Origin of the sequence: Psychromicrobium silvestre (assembly GCF_013408295.1) — a bacterium.
Taxonomy (GTDB): Bacteria; Actinomycetota; Actinomycetes; order Actinomycetales; family Micrococcaceae; genus Renibacterium; species Renibacterium silvestre.
In genome coordinates, this window is sequence record NZ_JACBYQ010000002.1 from 640,751 (window position 1) to 656,451 (window position 15,701).

Sequence of the window (15,701 nt, forward strand, 5' to 3'; positions counted from 1 at the left end):
TCACAGACTCATCTGCCCATTGTTAGTTCACACTTATATGTATCCGAGGCTAAGGTGTGAAGACGAAGTATGAAGAAGGAAAGATAATGAAAAAATTCACAGCGGCCAGTGCGGCTGCCGGGGTACTGATCGTTTCGGCGGCCTTGGCTGGTTGTACGGGTGGTTCTACCGATAACCAGTCTTCGGCTACCACGAGTGGTACGGTGACGACTCAGACGGCGTCTTCGGGGAAGACTACTGCGTCTAATCCTGGGAAGGGCATTATTTCCTCCACGACCATGTCCTCTTGCGATAAGGGTCCTGGGAAGGTTAATGCTGTTGGTGAGGTGACCTTGCCTGATGGTGTTGATGGTCAGGTGATTGTTTCGGTGAGTTGGGTTAATCCGAAAACCTCAAAGGTCGTCGCTTCGGGGAAGCAAACCCTAAAGGATCTTGAACACGGTAAGAAGACTGGCTGGAAGATCACTGCTGATGTGGGTGCGAAACCCGGTGATATCAGCTGTGTTCTCGGAGCCACGGTTCTGCCTTAACAATCAAGTAAGTAGGCTAGCCCGTTCTTGAATGGGGGTTCCTTTCCGTGCGGGAGGAACCCCCATTTGTTTAAGGGGATCCAAGCCGAACGGAACGTTGAAACAACGCAGCTACAGTCAAAGTGGCGGTCATCTTCCAACCCCGTTGGGGCTCTAGATTCGAGTCCCAACGGGGTTGCAGGCGGAGATCCTCCGGGAGTGCCCTAGGGCTGAAACCCGACGTAAGCGGCGGTATTATTCGCCAGATCAACATCAGTCTCTGGAGAGGGAACCCCCACCGTCAGCGTGGTGGTCGACACATAAGGTGTGCCATTGACGGTGTCCGGCTGTGATGCCAGCGATCCTTCGAGCAAAATGGAATTGCTGGAACCAAGCAGGATCGGATTGATCGTGGTGCAACTAAAAGTAGCGTCCCCCTGGTAGTAGATGGCCGGACCGGTGTTAATATCCGTTCCCGGAATGATTTGCCCGGCGGCTATCGTGGGGCAGCTGAGGTTGGGATCAATGGAGGAGATGCTCAAGTTGCCGCCCACGAAGTGAACGGTGACATCCACGGACGAGCCGGCGGGAACTTGAGCCGTTGAGGCGAGCCCATTGTCAATAGTCATGGATCCTGCGTTACCACCTACGAGTCCCTGTTCCCAATTGCTTGGGGTGACTGCGGCGCGAGCGTCGACAACCGTCGGAGTAGGCGTTGGACTCGCCGTGGGTGATGGTGTTGTGTTGGGTGTTCTTGGCGTCGGGGAGGCGAAGGCAGTCGGCGTGACAGCCATCGTTGAAGTTGGGGTCGAGGTTGCACTTGGTGCGACGGTGGGTGTCGTAACGCGTGGAGCCGTTGCCGGAGCTTCGGAACAATCCTGAGCAGCAGCCTGCGCCGGAGTGGGCACGGACAGAGAAAAACCACCTAAAGTCAAGGCGCCTACCAGGATCAACCCCGTGACGGAAGCCTTCCGAGGCTTCTTCCGGATCAGAATCAACATCAGCAGCCCGATAACGAGCAAGACAGCCGCAACCACAATGATCGGCAGATTATTATTTACCCCGGTATTTGCTAGACACTCAGTCATTACAAACTCCCCTCAGCACGCTGTACTGCGCGCAGTCTTTGGACCACAAGTCATAGCTCTTGCAGCCGTCGCTATTTGCGAGCCCTTGTCTATTAAGAGACGGGGCTCGCTCCTTTGTGATCCGGGGTAGCGTTATTTTTTGAAACAAAGAGCCTCTTGGGAGCAGCTCGGCCAAGAACTGCGAGGTGATGGCCTCCTCCTATGATGGTTGCTATGACCACCTCTCGGGCTGTTGCGAATGACGAAGCTTGAGGTGACTCCGCAACGGGGCATTAATCGGCAAATCCTTCGGCTCGCGCTACCGGCCTTCGGGGCGCTGATAGCTGAACCGCTCTTCCTGATTGCCGATTCGGCCATCGTGGGTCACCTCGGCGTGGATGCCTTAGCCGGAGTGGGCCTCGCCTCAACTCTCCTGCAGACAGCAGTCGGTTTGCTGGTGTTCCTGGCCTACTCGACCACTCCTGCCGTGGCCAGGCTGATAGGTGCGGGGCGGCAGCGCGAGGCGATCGCCGTCGGACGGGATGGGATTTGGCTGGCGGCTCTGCTTGGCGCTGTGATCGCAATCCTTGGTTTCTTCGCTGCCGAGCCCTTACTCCGCCTCATGGGCGCCCAGGGTGCCGTCCTGGAGCAGGCCGGTGTGTATCTGAAGTTCTCCATGCCGGGAGTGCCAGCCATGTTGCTGGTTCTTGCCGCCACAGGCGTGCTGCGCGGGTTGCAGGACACCAGAACGCCACTGCTGGTCGCGGGAGTCGGCTTCGCCCTCAATGCCGCGCTGAACTACCTGCTGGTCTATTCCGCCGGGCTTGGCGTGGCCGGTTCGGCTATCGGCACCTCAATAGCCCAATGGGTAATGGCGGCCGTCTATCTATTGATCGTGCTTGGAACGGCTCGCAAGCACCGGCTCAGTATCGGCCCGCACTGGCGCGGGGTAGCGTCCCTGACCTCGGTGGGTGGCTGGCTGCTATTACGCACCCTCAGTCTGCGAGCCGCAATCCTGGCCACCGTCCTGGTGGCTACCGCACAAGGACCGGTCAACCTAGCCGCCCACCAGATCGCAATGACCATCTTCAGCTTCCTCGCCTTCGCTTTGGATGCGATCGCGATCGCGGCCCAAGCCTTGATCGGCAAGGAACTTGGTGCCTCCAACCTTCCTACGGTGCGTGCCCTGACCCGCCGGATGGTGCTCTGGGGCTTGGGATTTGGCGTGCTCACCGGAGCCCTGGTGCTGCTGAGTGCACCGTGGCTCGGTTGGATCTTCAGCTCCGATGTTTCGGTGCATGAAGCCCTGGCGACGGCGTTAATCGTCTTGGGTATTAGCCAGCCGGTAGCCGGATTCGTCTTTGTTTTGGACGGGGTGCTGATCGGTGCAGGCGATGCCCGTTACCTTGCACTCGCCGGAATGCTTGCACTGATGCTTTATGCACCGCTGCTCTACTGGGTCAGCTCGGCCGATTTAGAAGGTCCGGTGGCCTTGGCTTGGCTCTGGGCGGCTTTTGCCGGTGGGTACCTGCTGGCCAGGGCGTTGACCTTGGGGCTGCGCGCCCGGACCTCGGCCTGGCACAGGACCGGCCTACTAACTGCGGTAAACGAATAGACTGGACGGGCAGACAAGCGATGGAGGTCCAGTGAGCAGTATCCAGGGTGGCAAGCCAACAGCGGAGCCCGATCTATGGAAGCCGGTGCTTTCGCGAGCCCTGATTGCTTTGGCATTTGGCCTGTTGACCGTGTTCTGGCCAGACATCACCCCGTTGTCCCGGGCGATCGCTACCGGTCTCTACTTAGTCGTCTCCGGCGCCACTGTGATTTTCCTCCTGCTGAGCATCCGCCGTGGCTTGGCTACCGCCGTCGGAATGCTCTGGCTGGAAGCATCGCTTTTCCTGCTGGGCGGCATTTTGGCGATGATCTTCCAGGATGCAGTCCTTTTCGCCGTTGTCACGGGGCTTACTCTTTTGCTGACCGGCTTACTTGAGGTCTATCTAGGCTTCCGGTACCGGTCCAGGACTGTGCTCGGCAGGGATTGGCTAATTACCGGTGGAGTAGCCGCCCTCGCAGCGGTGCTGCTTTTCCCGCTGGCAGGAACCTCGCTCCGTGCTCCGGTCGGGGTGCTGGGCGGTTCTGCTGTGATCATCGGTGTGGTCGCGGTGCTCGCTGCGCTCAGCTACCGGCACGACGGCGGCCGGGCCGCGGTTTCGGGTGAAAAGCAAGCTCTACCGGGCGTAGAATAACTTCGGCGATCTAAAGAGTTTCAGGGCACCAGTTATAGAAGGAGACGTTGTGGCCGAGGACAAAGGCAGCGGTGAGATGCCGTCTAGCTCGGCTAATGGTGCCGAGGAAAGCAAGATGAGCAGCAAGATCAAGGGCGTCAAAGGGCCACTGATCTTCTCTGCAGTGCTTGCGGCGATTGCCGGCGTGGTTACCGTTTTCTTCGCCACCGGCGGCACCGGGGGAACGGTGAGTACCGGCTCAGCCCGAATCATTCGGTTCGACCTGGGTGCGATTGCCTTTGGGATCACCTTTATTGTTTGCCTGGTGGTGTGTGCCATGCTGCTGATGACCCACAAGGAGAACCCGGAAGAGCTCAGCGAAGGCTCCGGAGTGAATCTGCGCTCCGAGGATCGATTGAAAAAACTGAAGCAGGCAGGCGCTGAGAATGCCCCTCAGTCTGCGGATGCGGTTGACCCTTCCGATTCGAATGATCCGCGGGACAAAGACTCCTAAGACCTCAGTTCGCCAAGGCTCTGGGCGATGCGTTCGAATACTTCCTTGCCCACCGGTAAATCTGCATGACGGAGCGCTAGGAGAGCAGCGCCGGCCAAACCGTCCGGCACCCGGACGGGGTGCAGGTCACCGAGGTGTCCCGAGAGCTCATCATCGATCACTGACCCAGCCGATAAGATGCTGCCTCCCAGCACAACCGGACCCTTGACCTCCGGGATCCGCGCCGTCGAAAGAGACCGCGAAAGCGCCGCACCGGCCCGTTGCAGCAGGCTGTGGGCGACGACATCCCCGGCTCGAGCGGCCTCGAAAACCAGCACGGCAAAAGACGCTAGTTCAATAGGGCGTAAAGCATAAACGGCTTGGATGAGCGATTGAAGCGCTGCCGGCCTGCCCTCGTGAGTAGCTTTGCTGATGGCAATATCTAAGCGCTCAAGTAGCGGCCCGGTTATTGCAGTCCTCGGCGCGCGCCCGTCCAGATCGGCAGCCACGGCTCGTACCGCGCGGTGGCCGAGCCAGAAGCCGGAGCCCTCGTCGCCCAGCAGCCAGCCCACGCCGTCGACCACGCGATCCAGCCGATAGTTCCGGACCCGGGCGCAGACCGCTCCGGTCCCAGCAACCAAAGCATATCCATCCGAGTGATAAGTTCCGGAATAATAAGTAGCTAAAAGATCAGAATCGATCATTAGCTTACCTCGCAAGCCGAGTAATTCGAAGGCTTTTGTGAGCTTTTCCTGCGGGAGCTGAGTCGAGCCTCCAGCCATTGCCAGGGTCATTCCTGCCCAGTTCGAAGCCTTGCCCCCGGTAGATTCGAGGGCTCGTTGAGTGGCCTCCAGCAGCGAAGTTAAAGCCCGGTCAAATCCCGAAGATATCGGGTTTCCAGGCCCAGATCGCCCATATCCTAGGCATTTACCCGAACCATCCAGAATGGTGGCGCGGGTGGAAGTACCGCCAGCGTCTAGGGCAAGAAAGAAGGGAGGGGGAGGAAGGGAAATATGCATTGTTATCAATCTGTGCTGGTTGTGACTTGACACACACTAGCTTATGAGAATAGTTTTCCAACATCACTCATTCTTGAGAAATGGATTTTCATCGTGGCAGTTTCGAGCTCAACCGCGTTGCCGTACGCAGTTGACTCTGCCATGGGGGTGGTGAACCGGATCAAGGCCCGGCTCCCGGAAATGAGCGAGGCGATGTCCCAGATCGCGCGCTATCTGATCGAGAAACCTCAAGCCCCGCTTGAGCTGTCCATCAAGGAGCTAGCCAAGGCGACCGGAACTTCCGCGGCAACGGTAACCCGCTTCTGCCGTTTGATCGGATACACCGGTTATGCACCTTTCCGGGTCGGAGTGGCTGCCGCAGTGGGGCGATCCGACGCTCGAGAGTCCTGGAAGACCGACATCGGCAGGGCTTTTGGCCCGGATGACTCCCCCCGTGACGTGCTCAGCACCCTGATGAACGCACACACCCGTTCTCTGCAGGAGACCGCCGCGGTACTCGACCTTAGGTTAATGAAGAACCTGGCCCGCCAAATCGCACTCTGCGAACATTTGGACATTTACGGTATCGGCGGCAGCGCGGTGATGGCATCGGAGCTCCAGAGCCGGCTCTACCGGATTGGCATTCCCGCTCATCACTGGTCCGAGGTACATGCGGGCTTGGTCAGCGCCTCCCGGCAGAACTCTCGCTGCATTGCGATCGGTATCTCCAACACCGGCCGTACCGAGGAGACCATCGAGATGCTCCAGCAGGCGCGGATCGCCGGCGCCACCACGGTCGCGCTGAGCAATCATCTGAATTCCCCGCTCGCTGAGAGCGCCGAATTCCAGATCATCACGAGCGTGCACGAACAATTCCTACAGCCCGATGACCTTTCCGCCAAGCACGTCCAACTCCTGGTGCTGGATTTGCTCTACCTTCTGGTGGCACAAGAGAACTTTTCCAGCGCCACCACCAACCTGGCCGCTTCCGCTCTCGCGGTGGCACCGCATCGACGGCCCGGCCGGACCAATTCTGCCGCGGAGCAGATGGACCACCTGACCCCTTATTCGGTCGAGCAAAAGAGGAAGAACCTTGTCTGAGGCCCAGCAGTTAACCGCTCGCAAGCTGTTTGCGGATTTCCACCAAGAGGTGGTGGGACGGCTTGATCAGCTGGCCAATCATGCAGCCGACGGCGGGCTGGACGCGGCGATCGAACTGCTGAGCGATTCGGTCAGCAAGGGCGGCGTGATCCAGGTTTTCGGTACCGGTCACTCCGAGGCTTTTGCGATGGAGGTAGCGGGCAGGGCTGGCGGACTGATTCCGACCAATAAGATCGCGCTACGGACTCTCGTGCTGCGCGGCGGCCACGATGTAGAGGTGCTGAGCGGCTCCTCCTTGGAGCGCAACCCCGCCGTCATCACCGAGCTTCTGGAGATGACAGAGATCCACCCACAAGACGTGTTCATTATCGCCTCGAATTCAGGGGTGAACGGTTCGATTGTCGAACTGGCATTGCAGATCAAGGATCGCGGTCACTCATTGATTGCGGTCACCAGCCTGCAGCACACCAATGCGGTGAGCACGAAACATCCCAGCGGAAAACGCCTAAGCGAGGTGGCCGACGTCGTTATCGACAACCTTGCGCCCTTTGGTGACAGCACGCTGGAGACCGCGGACGGCACAGGTCTGGGGGCAGTGTCCTCGCTTACCGCCGCTTACATTGCGCAGCTATTCACCATTGGTACCGTGGCTCGTTTGGCCGAGTCCGGCGAACGCCCGCCGGTCTATATCTCGGCGAACGCACCTGGTGGGGACGAGCACAACAGCGCCTTGGAAGCACTCTATGGGCAACGAATCAGGCGTGATTGACGACTATGACTGATCACTGGCAGCTCCTTGCTCTACTCATCGCACCAACCATGAAAGGTAAGAAATGACTATTCAACAGAAATCTTTTGAACGGCGCGGATTCTTGCGCGGTGCGCTCGCTGCTGCCGTACTGGTTCCGCTGGGTGGCGCCCTGGCCTCTTGCGCGAGCGGCGGTGGTGGCGGAACGACTCAGCAGACCGGCACCGTTTCCGATAGCAACCCCTTCGGCGTAGCCGATAGCTCGACGATTGACGTTGTGGTTTTCAAGGGCGGATACGGCATTGACTATGCCGAGTTCGCTGGCGATCTGGTGAAGAAGAACCATTCTTCGCTTACCGTGAAGGTGTCTCCTTCCACGGATATCTCCGGTGAGCTGCAGCCGCGCTTTGCCGGTGGCACGCCCCCCGATCTGTTTGATAACTCGGGTGCCAAGTCAATTGGCATCAGCACGATCCTGGACCAGCTTGAGGATCTCAACTCGGTACTTGATGCGAAGAACCTCGAAGGTACGGCGATCAAGGACACTCTGTACGCAGGTGTCACTGCCCCAGGTACCTTCGGTGGCAAGTTTGTCGCGCTCAACTACGCTCTGACCGTCTATGCGGTTTGGTATTCGGCTTCGCTTTTCGAAGCAAATGGTTGGACTCCGCCGAAGACCTGGGACGAGGCACTTGATCTGGGTGCCAAGGCCAAGGCTAAGGGCAAGAAGCTCTTCGTCTGGGGCAAGGAAGCAGCCACCTATTACATGGAGCTCGCGGTTACTTCTGCTATCAAGGAGGGTGGCGACGACGTCCGGCTCGGCTTGGAGAACCTCAAGGCTGATGCTTGGTCCAACCCGGCCATCCAGAGCGTTTTCGGCAAGATAGCCGAAGCTGTTAAGCAGGGTTACTTCGTTCCGGGTGGATCTGGCACTCAGTTCACCGCAGCTCAGGCGCAGTGGTCGAATCAGCAGCAGGCGCTGCTGTACCCGTCCGGCTCTTGGATTGAGAATGAGATGAAGGACCAGACCGCTTCCGGGTTCAAGATGACCGGCGTTCCGGCACCTACTGTTACCAGTTCCTCGAAGCTGCCTTATGAGGCTCTTCACAGTGCGGCCGGGGAACCCTTCATGATCCCGAGCAAGGGCGCGAATGTGGCCGGAGCCAAGGAATTCTTGCGGACCATGCTGTCCAAGGATGCAGCGACCAACTTCGCTAAGACCAAGCTGGCCCCGACCATCGTCAAGGGCACCGTCCCCGCCGATGGATTCGGTTCCACCGCCCTGGTTTCTCAGACCAAGATGATCGACGGTGCCGGAAGTAACGTCTTCACCACCAACTTCAACGATTTCTACGGCACCAATAAGGACTTCCTGACCTTGTGGAACAGCTTCCTGGACGGCAAGTCAGATGTTGGCACCTTGACCAGCGAATCACAGAAAATTTTCGACAAGGTGCGCAACGATAGTTCGGTGACGAAGGTCGAAGTGAAGTGACTTCCGTTCCTGTCAAACCACGCTCGGACAGCGACTCCCCTGTCGCTGTCCGGCGTGGTCGCCGGAGGAAACTCACCTTCGATAAGGTGAGTTTCTTCCTGGTGTTCCTCGGCATCCCGCTTGTGATCTACCTGATCTTTGTGGTCTCTCCCTTTCTTCAGGCGATTTACTACTCGCTGACTAGCTGGTCCGGCTTCAATTCGGTCTTCAATTTCATTTGGCTGGATAACTACGTCAAGATCTTCCAGGACGACATCTTCCTGAAAGCCTTGACGAACAATGTCATCCTGGCCATAGTTGTGCCGATCGTCACCATCGTGATTGCACTGATTTTCTCCACAATGGTCACCATCGGAGGCCCGAGCCGGGGGCAGATCCGTGGTTTGCGGGGTTCTAGCTTCTACCGTGTGGTTTCTTTCTTTCCCTATGTGATCCCAGCCATTGCGATTGGCTTGATCTGGGCGCAGGTGTATACGCCCAATGGCGGCCTGCTCAACGGCATCCTCAACTTGGTGGGCATCCCCGGTTCGAACTGGCTGGGCGAAGAGAATACCGCCATGGGTGCCAGCATCTTCGTGATTATCTGGGGCTTGGTCGGCTTCTATATGGTCCTTTTCATTGCCGCGATCAAGGGCGTGCCCGCTGAGATCTATGAAGCGGCCAGAATCGATGGTGCTGGCCGGTTCCGGATTGCGATCTCTGTGACCATTCCCTTGATTCGTGACAATGTGCAGACTTCCTTCATCTACATGGGCATCCTGGCGCTCGACGCTTTCGTCTATATGGCGGCGTTGAACCCTGGTGGCGGTCCCAATAACTCGACCTGGGTGATGGCTCAGCAGCTCTTCGAAGTGGCCTTCAAAAAAGGTAACTTCGGCTTGGCTTGTGCGATGGCCGTGGTGGCTGCCGTGCTCACTCTGTGCTTTGCCGGACTGGTCTTCCTGGTGAACCGGCTCACCGGTGGAAGTAAGGATAACTCGTACTGATGACTACTCAATTAGCCCCTCAGGCGAAGGCAACGAACGCCGATACTCCAGAGCACCGTAAGTCTAAGTCAACCGTGGGTGACAAGGTTGTCGGCGGAATTTCGCACACCGTCTTGGTGATCTGGTCCATTATTGTCATCCTGCCTCTGCTTTGGACGGTGATGAGCTCCTTCAAGACCAGCTCGGAGATCTTCGCCTCACCCTTTGCGCTACCTCAGGTCTGGCACTTCGATAACTATCTGCGTGCCTGGACCGACTCCGGAATCGGGGCCTCATTCCTCAACTCAGTAATCGTGGTCGGCTGTTCACTGGTGTTGGTCATGTTGTTGGGCGCGATGTGTGCCTATGTCCTGGCCCGGTTCAAGTTCCCTGGCAGTAGAGCCATTTACCTGGCTATGCTCGCTGGGCTGACCTTCCCGATTTTCCTGGCTATTGTGCCGTTGTTTGGCATTCTGAAAAGCATGGGTTTGCTGGGCACTCTGCCTGGCTTAATCCTGGTGTTCGTGGCTTTCGCTTTGCCGTTCACGGTCTTTTTCCTCTTCGCCTTCTTCAAAGCGCTGCCTTTTGAGATCGCGGAGGCGGCGGCTATCGACGGCGCGGGGGAGTGGCGCACCTTCTTCCAGGTGATGCTGCCAATGGCTCGACCCGGCTTGGCTTCCGTGGCGATCTTGAACTTCGTTGGTTTGTGGAACCAGTACCTGCTCGCCGTGGCGCTCAACGCGAGCAATCCTAATAATCGTCTGCTCTCCCAGGCTCTGGGCGCCTTCGCCGGTCAAGCTGGCTACGCGGTTGATTTTGGTGCACTTTTTGCGGCCGTGGTGATCACCGTGGTGCCCGTTTTAGTGATCTATGTGATCTTCCAACGTCAGCTTCAGGGCTCGGTGAGCCAAGGGACGATGAAGTAACTGAACATGAAGTAAGCCGGCTGAACGGAGCTCCCAGGCCTCGGTCAGTCGGCTGCTTTACGCGCGCGATAAGCCGCAACATGCGCTCGATTGGCGCAGTTCCCGGTATCGCAGAATCTGCGAGAGCGGTTCTTCGACAGATCGATGAGTACATCGGCACAATCCGAAGCCGCACAAATCCGCAGTCGGTCCAGTTCCTGGGAGCGGATCACGTCGACCATTGCCATTGCCGCTTCCACGGCCATTCGCTCGGCGAGGGGTGCCTGCTGGGAGGTGGCATGCAGGTGCCAATCCAGGCCGTCGTGCTTGATCAACTGAGGCAGCGCCTTGGCGCCCTGCAAGATGGCATTGACCCGTTCAACTGCCCCCTCCTCGCTGGCTAACCATAGTTCTCGCAGCGGTGGGCGCAAAGCCTGGACCGCGGCGAGCTCGGCCGCGTCATGAGTGCGCGCACCGGAGAACTGTTCTTGTTCGACAAAGCGATCCAGATCCGCCGGGGTTTCCAGTCGATCCTGTTGCCCGGAGTGAATGGAGGGCAGCGTATTCACTAAAGCGACGGCGGACCGCAGGGCGGACTCCGTGTCAGGGGCAAAAAGCATCTTGACTCCTGTCCAGGTCTTGGATAATGTAATGAGTGTACTCCAAATGACTCATTACATGCCAAGGGGGCTCCAGTGACCACGACCTCGCGCAATACTTTCATCGGCTTTGGGTTGGCGCTCGCCTCCGCCGTGGCATTCGGTTTTTCCGGGACCTTCGCCAAATCTCTCTTTGAAACCGGCTGGTCTTCCGGCGCAGCCATCCTGGGGCGGGTCGGTGGGGCTGCGATTGTGCTGCTGATTCCTGTGCTGGTGATGCTCTTTCGGCGCTGGCCCGCCGTCCGCAGCGAGCTACCGCGGATCGCGCTCTACGGCGTGGTGCCGATCGCACTGTGCCAGCTCTTCTTCTTCAACGCTGTGCAGCATCTTTCGGTCGGGGTGGCCTTGCTGCTGGAATACCTCTCACCCGTGTTGCTCGTGCTCTACAGCTGGCTACAGAGCCGCAAGCGCCCCGCAGCACTGATCTTGGCGGGGACGGTAAGCGCCATTATTGGCCTGCTCCTGGTTTTGGACCTGAGTGGAGCGCAGTCGATCGATCCGATCGGCGTGCTCTGGGGCCTGGCTGCCGCGGTCTGCTCGGCTTTCTACTTCGTGATGTCCGCCCGAACCGTTGAGGGCGTGCCACCCGTGTTGATGATCGGTGGCGGCTTGATTGTCGGGGCGGTAATGATCTTCGCCCTCGGTCTATTCGGTGCCATGCCGATGGCTTTCAGTACCCAGAACGTGGTCTTCGCCGGAGAGAGTGTGAGTTGGCTGGTCCCAGTGCTTGGCCTTGCTCTGGTGGGCACCGTCTTTGCCTACATCACCGGCGTGATGTCGGTTCGCCGCTTGGGCACCAGGGTGTCTTCCTTCGTTTCATTGATGGAAGTGCTCTTCGCCGTGCTTTGGGCCTGGCTGCTGCTTTCGGAACTGCCGCACCCCATCCAGTTGCTCGGCGGGATTCTCATAATGCTCGGCGTAGTGCTGGTCCGGATCGGCGAAGTACGCACGACGGCGGCTGCCGAAGTGGTGGAGGAATGGTCACCAGAGGCTTCCACCCTCAGCCGATCCTGATCCGATTCAGATCCTGATCCGCCGAGTGTGGAGATCTGCACCTTATGAAGCCTCTTTAAGATGCAGATCTCCACACTCGATGGTGGGTTAGGCGTTGTCGGAGACTAGGAGATAACCCGCCTCAGCCACCGCTTCGCCAATTTCCTGCTCACTAAGCGGATGAGTCGAACTGATTACCGCCGTCGAAATCCCAGCCGCATTGAGCTTGATCCGCACCTGCTGGACCCCGGTGAGAGCCATGATCTCCTCGGTTACTGCTTCAACGCCATGGCCATCGGTGATTCCGGAGATGGAAGCCGTGGTGCTGACCGGAGAATTGTCCGGTGCGTTGAGCCGCGTTTCGAGACCATCCAGGATCAGCTCCACCCGCGCCAGGAGATTATCGAACATGCTCTGTTCCATGGTCCGACGGGTGTCATGAGCCAGTCTCTCGTCCTGATGTTGCCAGGCTCGCACGCTGTCCTCGCGAACAGTGGGATTCGCAGAGCCGGGCGAATTGAAGATCTGCTCGGTGATCATCGAATCAAGAGTGACATGAGCCAAGAGATCGACTGCCATATTGGCATCCGCCGCCGTGAAACCGAAGCTCAATAGATCGAGAGCCACCTTGGTTAGCGCGGTGATAACTTTCTCAGGGGAGGGGCGCATCAGCTTGAGTTCCTGGCTCAGGCCGGGATGCTGCTCCAATAATCGCCACAAACTGATGGTGTAATCAATCAGATACTGCCGCCAATGAGGCTGAGAATCCGGCCACTTTTGACGTTCGAGGGCGTAGTCCACCGCTAATCGCACTAAATCAGAGCGATCAGTAATGTGTCGGTAGAGCGAACTCTGCGCCACACCAAGCCTCCTGGCTACTTTGGTAGAAGAAATACCGTCCAGTTCGGCGAGTGCTGCTTCACCAATACTGGCTCGGGAAATGAGTGCCGGACGTCCCACCCGGGCTCGTTGAGTAGATGTAGTCTCTTTCATTATTCTTTTTTCATTCAATTCACTCGACAACGGGCGACCGCTGCCGTCGGCGCCCAACTACACCTTACGCCGCTAGCCATTGCGTCTAGGGCAGCTGGGTGATCAGATATATATATGACAAGCTCGAACAGCGTAGTTCTGGCCATCGGTACTAAAAAAGGGCTTTGGCTTGCCCGGAGTGACGATCGGCGAAACTGGCAGATTTCGGCGCCGCATTTCCTGATGCAGGAGATTCCCTCAATCGCCATTGACACCCGGCGGGCTGTGCCACGGATCCTAGTCGGGGTGCGTTCCGAGCACTGGGGACCAACGGTTGCGCACTCGGACGATCTGGGTGCCAGTTGGATCGAACCGGAGGAAGGATCGATCAAGTTCGGGCCGCAGGACGATGCGGCTTTGGAGCGAATCTGGCAGATTCAACCGGCCGGCCAGCATGAGCCGGATGTGGTTTGGGCGGGTTGCGAACCAATCTCGGTGTGGAAATCGGTTGACGGCGGCGAGCACTTCGAGCTCAATCGCGGCTTATGGGATCACCCGCACCGAGCCGAATGGGGTGCCGGGTTTGGCGGAGCGGCCGCGCATACGGTGCTTCCACCGGTGGAGGACTCGCAGAGCATGCTGGTGGCGATGAGCACCGGTGGGGTGTACCGCTCCGAGGACGGCGGCACGTCCTGGCAGCCCCGCAACCACGGCATCTCCGCCTATTTCATGCCCGACCCCCAACCAGAGTTTGGGCAATGCGTGCACAAGGTAGCCCGCGACGCCGGTTCGCCCAATACCTTCTACGCGCAGAACCACCACGGCGTTTACCGCTCGGATGACAATGCGGAGAGCTGGAAGTCCATCGCCGTTGGCCTGCCCGCAGATTTTGGCTTTGTCATGCTGAGCCATCCGCACCGCGCGGGCACCGCCTGGGTGATTCCCATTAAGGCCGACGGCGAACGGATACCTCCCGAGGGAAAACTCGCCGTGCACCGTACGGACGATGGCGGTGAGCACTGGAAACGTCTCGATACCGGCCTTCCGCAGTTCGAATACAACGTGGTGCTCAGGGATGCCGCCGGGGTGGACGACGCCGAAACCGCCGGTGTCTATTTCGGCACCCGGGGAGGTTCGGTTTATGCCAGTGCTGACGAGGGCGAGAACTTCACCGAGGTCATCTCGCACTTGCCGGACGTGCTCTGCGTTCGTGCCGCCGTCGTGAACTGAGCACTGATGGTGACGGTTCTGGTACCGAGCGCGCTGCGCCAGTACACCGGGGAACGGGCCGAGCTTCGGCTGTCTGTCGAGTCCTCGCTCGCGCTCGCCGAACTATTGGATCGAATCGGGCAGGAGTTCCCGGCCTTCAATCGGAAGGTTCGGGATGAGACTGGAGCGCTCAGGCGCTTCGTCAATATCTACTTAGGCGGCGAGGAGTCACGCAGGCTGAACGGCTTGGATACCCTGGTAGAGCCGGGAGCCGAGGTGTTGATCATCCAATCCGTGGCCGGAGGCTAGCGAGCCGTAGCTTGAACGCAAGTGACGTTGGAGCTTAGCCGTGGGGCCGCACGATCGCTTTGAGGGCACCAGGGACCTCGCCGGCCAGCAGCGCCTCCTCCACCTGGTCGAGCGAATGAGTGGAACTGACCAGGCCGTCCAGATCAACTGCCCCGGCTGCGGCCAGTGCGATGGCCGTGGGCCAAGTATTCGCATAGCGGAAGGTACCGGTGATGTTTAACTCTCGGCCCTGCACCAACTGCAATGGGACTTCCACCGTCTCGGCGCCCATCCCCACCAGGACGCAGCGGCCGCGCGGCGCAAGCCGTTGCAAACCGGCTGTAATCGCGGGCCTGGCCCCGGTGGCGTCAATGAAGACGCTGAATTCGGGCAGCACTTCGGGGGCATCTTGGGCGGTGAAGACCGAATCCGCTCCATATCGCCCCGCCACCTCTAGTCGGTCCGCACGCACATCCGTGACTGTGACCGTGGCTCCTGCCAGCTGCGCCACCTGGGAGATCAGCAAGCCCACCGGCCCGGCACCGGCCACCAGAACGCGGTCGCCAATGCTGATTCCCGCGGCTTGCCGTGCGGCCAGGGCCACACTGAGTGGCTCTAGCAGTGCTGCCGCCGCGTCCGAAACCGAGTCCGGGACTGGGTGGCAGAAAGCCGCCGGGTGCACCACGTATTCGGCAAAGACACCGTCCACCGGCGGGGTGGCGAAGAAGCTAACCGCAGGGTCCAGGTTGTAATGACCAGCCAGGGTCTGCGTCGAATAAGGGCTAGGTACCCCGGGCTCCAGAGATACGCGCTGGCCCACTTCCAGGCCGTTCACACCCTCGCCCAGTGCCACAATCTGCCCTGCGGGTTCGTGGCCCAGCACGAGTGAGGAAGTCACGATGTAGCTGCCAATCCTGCCCTCGCGGTAATAATGAACATCCGAGCCGCAAACGCCGACAGCCAGGATTTTCAGCAGTACTTCCCCCGCTCGGGGTTCTGGCACCGACCGCTCCTCGAGCACTAACTTGCCGGGGCCGCCGTCGAAAGGTCCGTGCAAAACTGAGACTCTCATCT

General features: G+C 59.0%; 17 protein-coding genes. 12 read left to right on the forward strand and 5 right to left on the reverse strand.

What is annotated here, in order from left to right; translation table 11 throughout:
* Positions 1 to 86 precede the first annotated feature (86 nt).
* Positions 87 to 530: a hypothetical protein gene (locus tag FHU41_RS11000; protein WP_179389703.1), complete on the forward strand. Its 444-nt coding sequence runs from the start codon at positions 87 to 89 to the stop codon at positions 528 to 530.
* A 203-nt stretch (positions 531 to 733) separates the two neighbouring features.
* Here FHU41_RS11000 and FHU41_RS15320 read toward each other — a convergent pair whose 3' ends face one another.
* A complete protein-coding gene (locus FHU41_RS15320; protein ID WP_179389704.1) occupies positions 734 to 1,597 on the reverse strand; it encodes an LPXTG cell wall anchor domain-containing protein in 864 nt (287 codons plus the stop codon).
* A gap of 238 nt (positions 1,598 to 1,835) precedes the next feature.
* Between FHU41_RS15320 and FHU41_RS11010 the strand changes: the two genes are divergently transcribed.
* Genes FHU41_RS11010 through FHU41_RS11020 form a run of 3 tightly spaced genes read left to right on the forward strand, consistent with a single transcriptional unit; the run spans position 1,836 to position 4,315 of the window.
* Entirely contained in the window at positions 1,836 to 3,191 is a 1,356-nt protein-coding gene (locus FHU41_RS11010) for an MATE family efflux transporter (protein ID WP_179389705.1), read from the forward strand.
* 31 nt (positions 3,192 to 3,222) lie between these two features.
* Positions 3,223 to 3,822: a DUF308 domain-containing protein gene (locus tag FHU41_RS11015; protein ID WP_179389706.1), complete on the forward strand. Its 600-nt coding sequence runs from the start codon at positions 3,223 to 3,225 to the stop codon at positions 3,820 to 3,822.
* A 49-nt stretch (positions 3,823 to 3,871) separates the two neighbouring features.
* Entirely contained in the window at positions 3,872 to 4,315 is a 444-nt protein-coding gene (locus FHU41_RS11020) for a hypothetical protein (protein WP_179389707.1), read from the forward strand.
* On the opposite strand, the gene FHU41_RS11025 is transcribed toward FHU41_RS11020, so the two are convergent.
* Complete coding sequence (locus tag FHU41_RS11025; protein WP_179389708.1) at positions 4,312 to 5,313, reverse strand: N-acetylglucosamine kinase; 1,002 nt, start codon at positions 5,311 to 5,313, stop codon at positions 4,312 to 4,314. The genes FHU41_RS11020 and FHU41_RS11025 overlap by 4 nt on opposite strands.
* A gap of 93 nt (positions 5,314 to 5,406) precedes the next feature.
* Between FHU41_RS11025 and FHU41_RS11030 the strand changes: the two genes are divergently transcribed.
* The 5 genes from FHU41_RS11030 (at position 5,407) to FHU41_RS11050 (ending at position 10,527) form a co-directional block, all read left to right on the forward strand.
* Positions 5,407 to 6,393 (forward strand): MurR/RpiR family transcriptional regulator, encoded by a 987-nt coding sequence (locus tag FHU41_RS11030; protein ID WP_343046315.1) that lies wholly within the window; start codon positions 5,407 to 5,409, stop codon positions 6,391 to 6,393.
* Positions 6,386 to 7,162 carry a sugar isomerase domain-containing protein gene (locus FHU41_RS11035; protein WP_246279601.1) on the forward strand — a complete coding sequence of 259 codons (777 nt, stop codon included), beginning with the start codon at positions 6,386 to 6,388 and terminating at the stop codon, positions 7,160 to 7,162. Before FHU41_RS11030 ends, FHU41_RS11035 begins: the two co-directional genes overlap by 8 nt.
* Before the next feature lie 64 nt (positions 7,163 to 7,226).
* Positions 7,227 to 8,636 carry an N-acetylglucosamine/diacetylchitobiose ABC transporter substrate-binding protein gene (gene ngcE / locus FHU41_RS11040; protein WP_179389709.1) on the forward strand — a complete coding sequence of 470 codons (1,410 nt, stop codon included), beginning with the start codon at positions 7,227 to 7,229 and terminating at the stop codon, positions 8,634 to 8,636.
* Entirely contained in the window at positions 8,633 to 9,622 is a 990-nt protein-coding gene (locus tag FHU41_RS11045) for an ABC transporter permease subunit (protein WP_179389710.1), read from the forward strand. The genes ngcE and FHU41_RS11045 overlap by 4 nt, the downstream gene beginning before the upstream one ends.
* Positions 9,622 to 10,527: a carbohydrate ABC transporter permease gene (locus tag FHU41_RS11050; RefSeq protein WP_179389711.1), complete on the forward strand. Its 906-nt coding sequence runs from the start codon at positions 9,622 to 9,624 to the stop codon at positions 10,525 to 10,527. Before FHU41_RS11045 ends, FHU41_RS11050 begins: the two co-directional genes overlap by 1 nt.
* A gap of 44 nt (positions 10,528 to 10,571) precedes the next feature.
* Here the strand turns inward: FHU41_RS11050 and FHU41_RS11055 are convergent, their stop codons facing one another.
* Positions 10,572 to 11,126, reverse strand: coding sequence for a CGNR zinc finger domain-containing protein (locus tag FHU41_RS11055; RefSeq protein ID WP_179389712.1), 555 nt, complete (start codon positions 11,124 to 11,126; stop codon positions 10,572 to 10,574).
* A 75-nt stretch (positions 11,127 to 11,201) separates the two neighbouring features.
* Here FHU41_RS11055 and FHU41_RS11060 point away from each other — a divergent pair, with 75 nt between their 5' ends.
* Positions 11,202 to 12,179, forward strand: a complete 978-nt coding sequence (locus FHU41_RS11060) for an EamA family transporter (protein WP_179389713.1) — start codon at positions 11,202 to 11,204, stop codon at positions 12,177 to 12,179.
* An 87-nt stretch (positions 12,180 to 12,266) separates the two neighbouring features.
* On the opposite strand, the gene FHU41_RS15415 is transcribed toward FHU41_RS11060, so the two are convergent.
* Positions 12,267 to 13,151, reverse strand: coding sequence for a hypothetical protein (locus FHU41_RS15415; RefSeq protein WP_343046316.1), 885 nt, complete (start codon positions 13,149 to 13,151; stop codon positions 12,267 to 12,269).
* 114 nt (positions 13,152 to 13,265) lie between these two features.
* Here FHU41_RS15415 and FHU41_RS11070 point away from each other — a divergent pair, with 114 nt between their 5' ends.
* Both FHU41_RS11070 and FHU41_RS11075 read left to right on the forward strand, forming a co-directional pair.
* The gene (locus tag FHU41_RS11070) at positions 13,266 to 14,360 is read left to right on the forward strand and encodes a WD40/YVTN/BNR-like repeat-containing protein (RefSeq protein ID WP_179389714.1); all 1,095 of its coding nucleotides are present in this window, start codon (positions 13,266 to 13,268) and stop codon (positions 14,358 to 14,360) included.
* A 6-nt stretch (positions 14,361 to 14,366) separates the two neighbouring features.
* The gene (locus FHU41_RS11075; protein ID WP_179389715.1) at positions 14,367 to 14,648 is read left to right on the forward strand and encodes a MoaD/ThiS family protein; all 282 of its coding nucleotides are present in this window, start codon (positions 14,367 to 14,369) and stop codon (positions 14,646 to 14,648) included.
* Between the two features lie 34 nt (positions 14,649 to 14,682).
* Here FHU41_RS11075 and FHU41_RS11080 read toward each other — a convergent pair whose 3' ends face one another.
* On the reverse strand, positions 14,683 to 15,699 hold the full coding sequence (locus FHU41_RS11080) for an NAD(P)-dependent alcohol dehydrogenase (protein WP_179389716.1): 1,017 nt from the start codon (positions 15,697 to 15,699) through the stop codon (positions 14,683 to 14,685).
* Between the last annotated feature and the right edge of the window lie 2 nt (positions 15,700 to 15,701).

What these genes read in the sequence shown, in the direction of transcription:
- FHU41_RS11000 (WP_179389703.1), top strand. Translation starts at nt 87, where the DNA reads ATGAAAAAATTCACAGCGGCCAGTGCGGCTGCCGGGGTACTGATCGTT.
- FHU41_RS15320 (WP_179389704.1), bottom strand. Translation starts at nt 1,597, where the DNA reads ATGACTGAGTGTCTAGCAAATACCGGGGTAAATAATAATCTGCCGATC.
- FHU41_RS11010 (WP_179389705.1), top strand. Translation starts at nt 1,836, where the DNA reads ATGACGAAGCTTGAGGTGACTCCGCAACGGGGCATTAATCGGCAAATC.
- FHU41_RS11025 (WP_179389708.1), bottom strand. Translation starts at nt 5,313, where the DNA reads ATGCATATTTCCCTTCCTCCCCCTCCCTTCTTTCTTGCCCTAGACGCT.
- ngcE (WP_179389709.1), top strand. Translation starts at nt 7,227, where the DNA reads ATGACTATTCAACAGAAATCTTTTGAACGGCGCGGATTCTTGCGCGGT.
- FHU41_RS11050 (WP_179389711.1), top strand. Translation starts at nt 9,622, where the DNA reads ATGACTACTCAATTAGCCCCTCAGGCGAAGGCAACGAACGCCGATACT.
- FHU41_RS11055 (WP_179389712.1), bottom strand. Translation starts at nt 11,126, where the DNA reads ATGCTTTTTGCCCCTGACACGGAGTCCGCCCTGCGGTCCGCCGTCGCT.
- FHU41_RS15415 (WP_343046316.1), bottom strand. Translation starts at nt 13,151, where the DNA reads ATGAAAGAGACTACATCTACTCAACGAGCCCGGGTGGGACGTCCGGCA.
- FHU41_RS11070 (WP_179389714.1), top strand. Translation starts at nt 13,266, where the DNA reads ATGACAAGCTCGAACAGCGTAGTTCTGGCCATCGGTACTAAAAAAGGG.
- FHU41_RS11075 (WP_179389715.1), top strand. Translation starts at nt 14,367, where the DNA reads ATGGTGACGGTTCTGGTACCGAGCGCGCTGCGCCAGTACACCGGGGAA.
- FHU41_RS11080 (WP_179389716.1), bottom strand. Translation starts at nt 15,699, where the DNA reads ATGAGAGTCTCAGTTTTGCACGGACCTTTCGACGGCGGCCCCGGCAAG.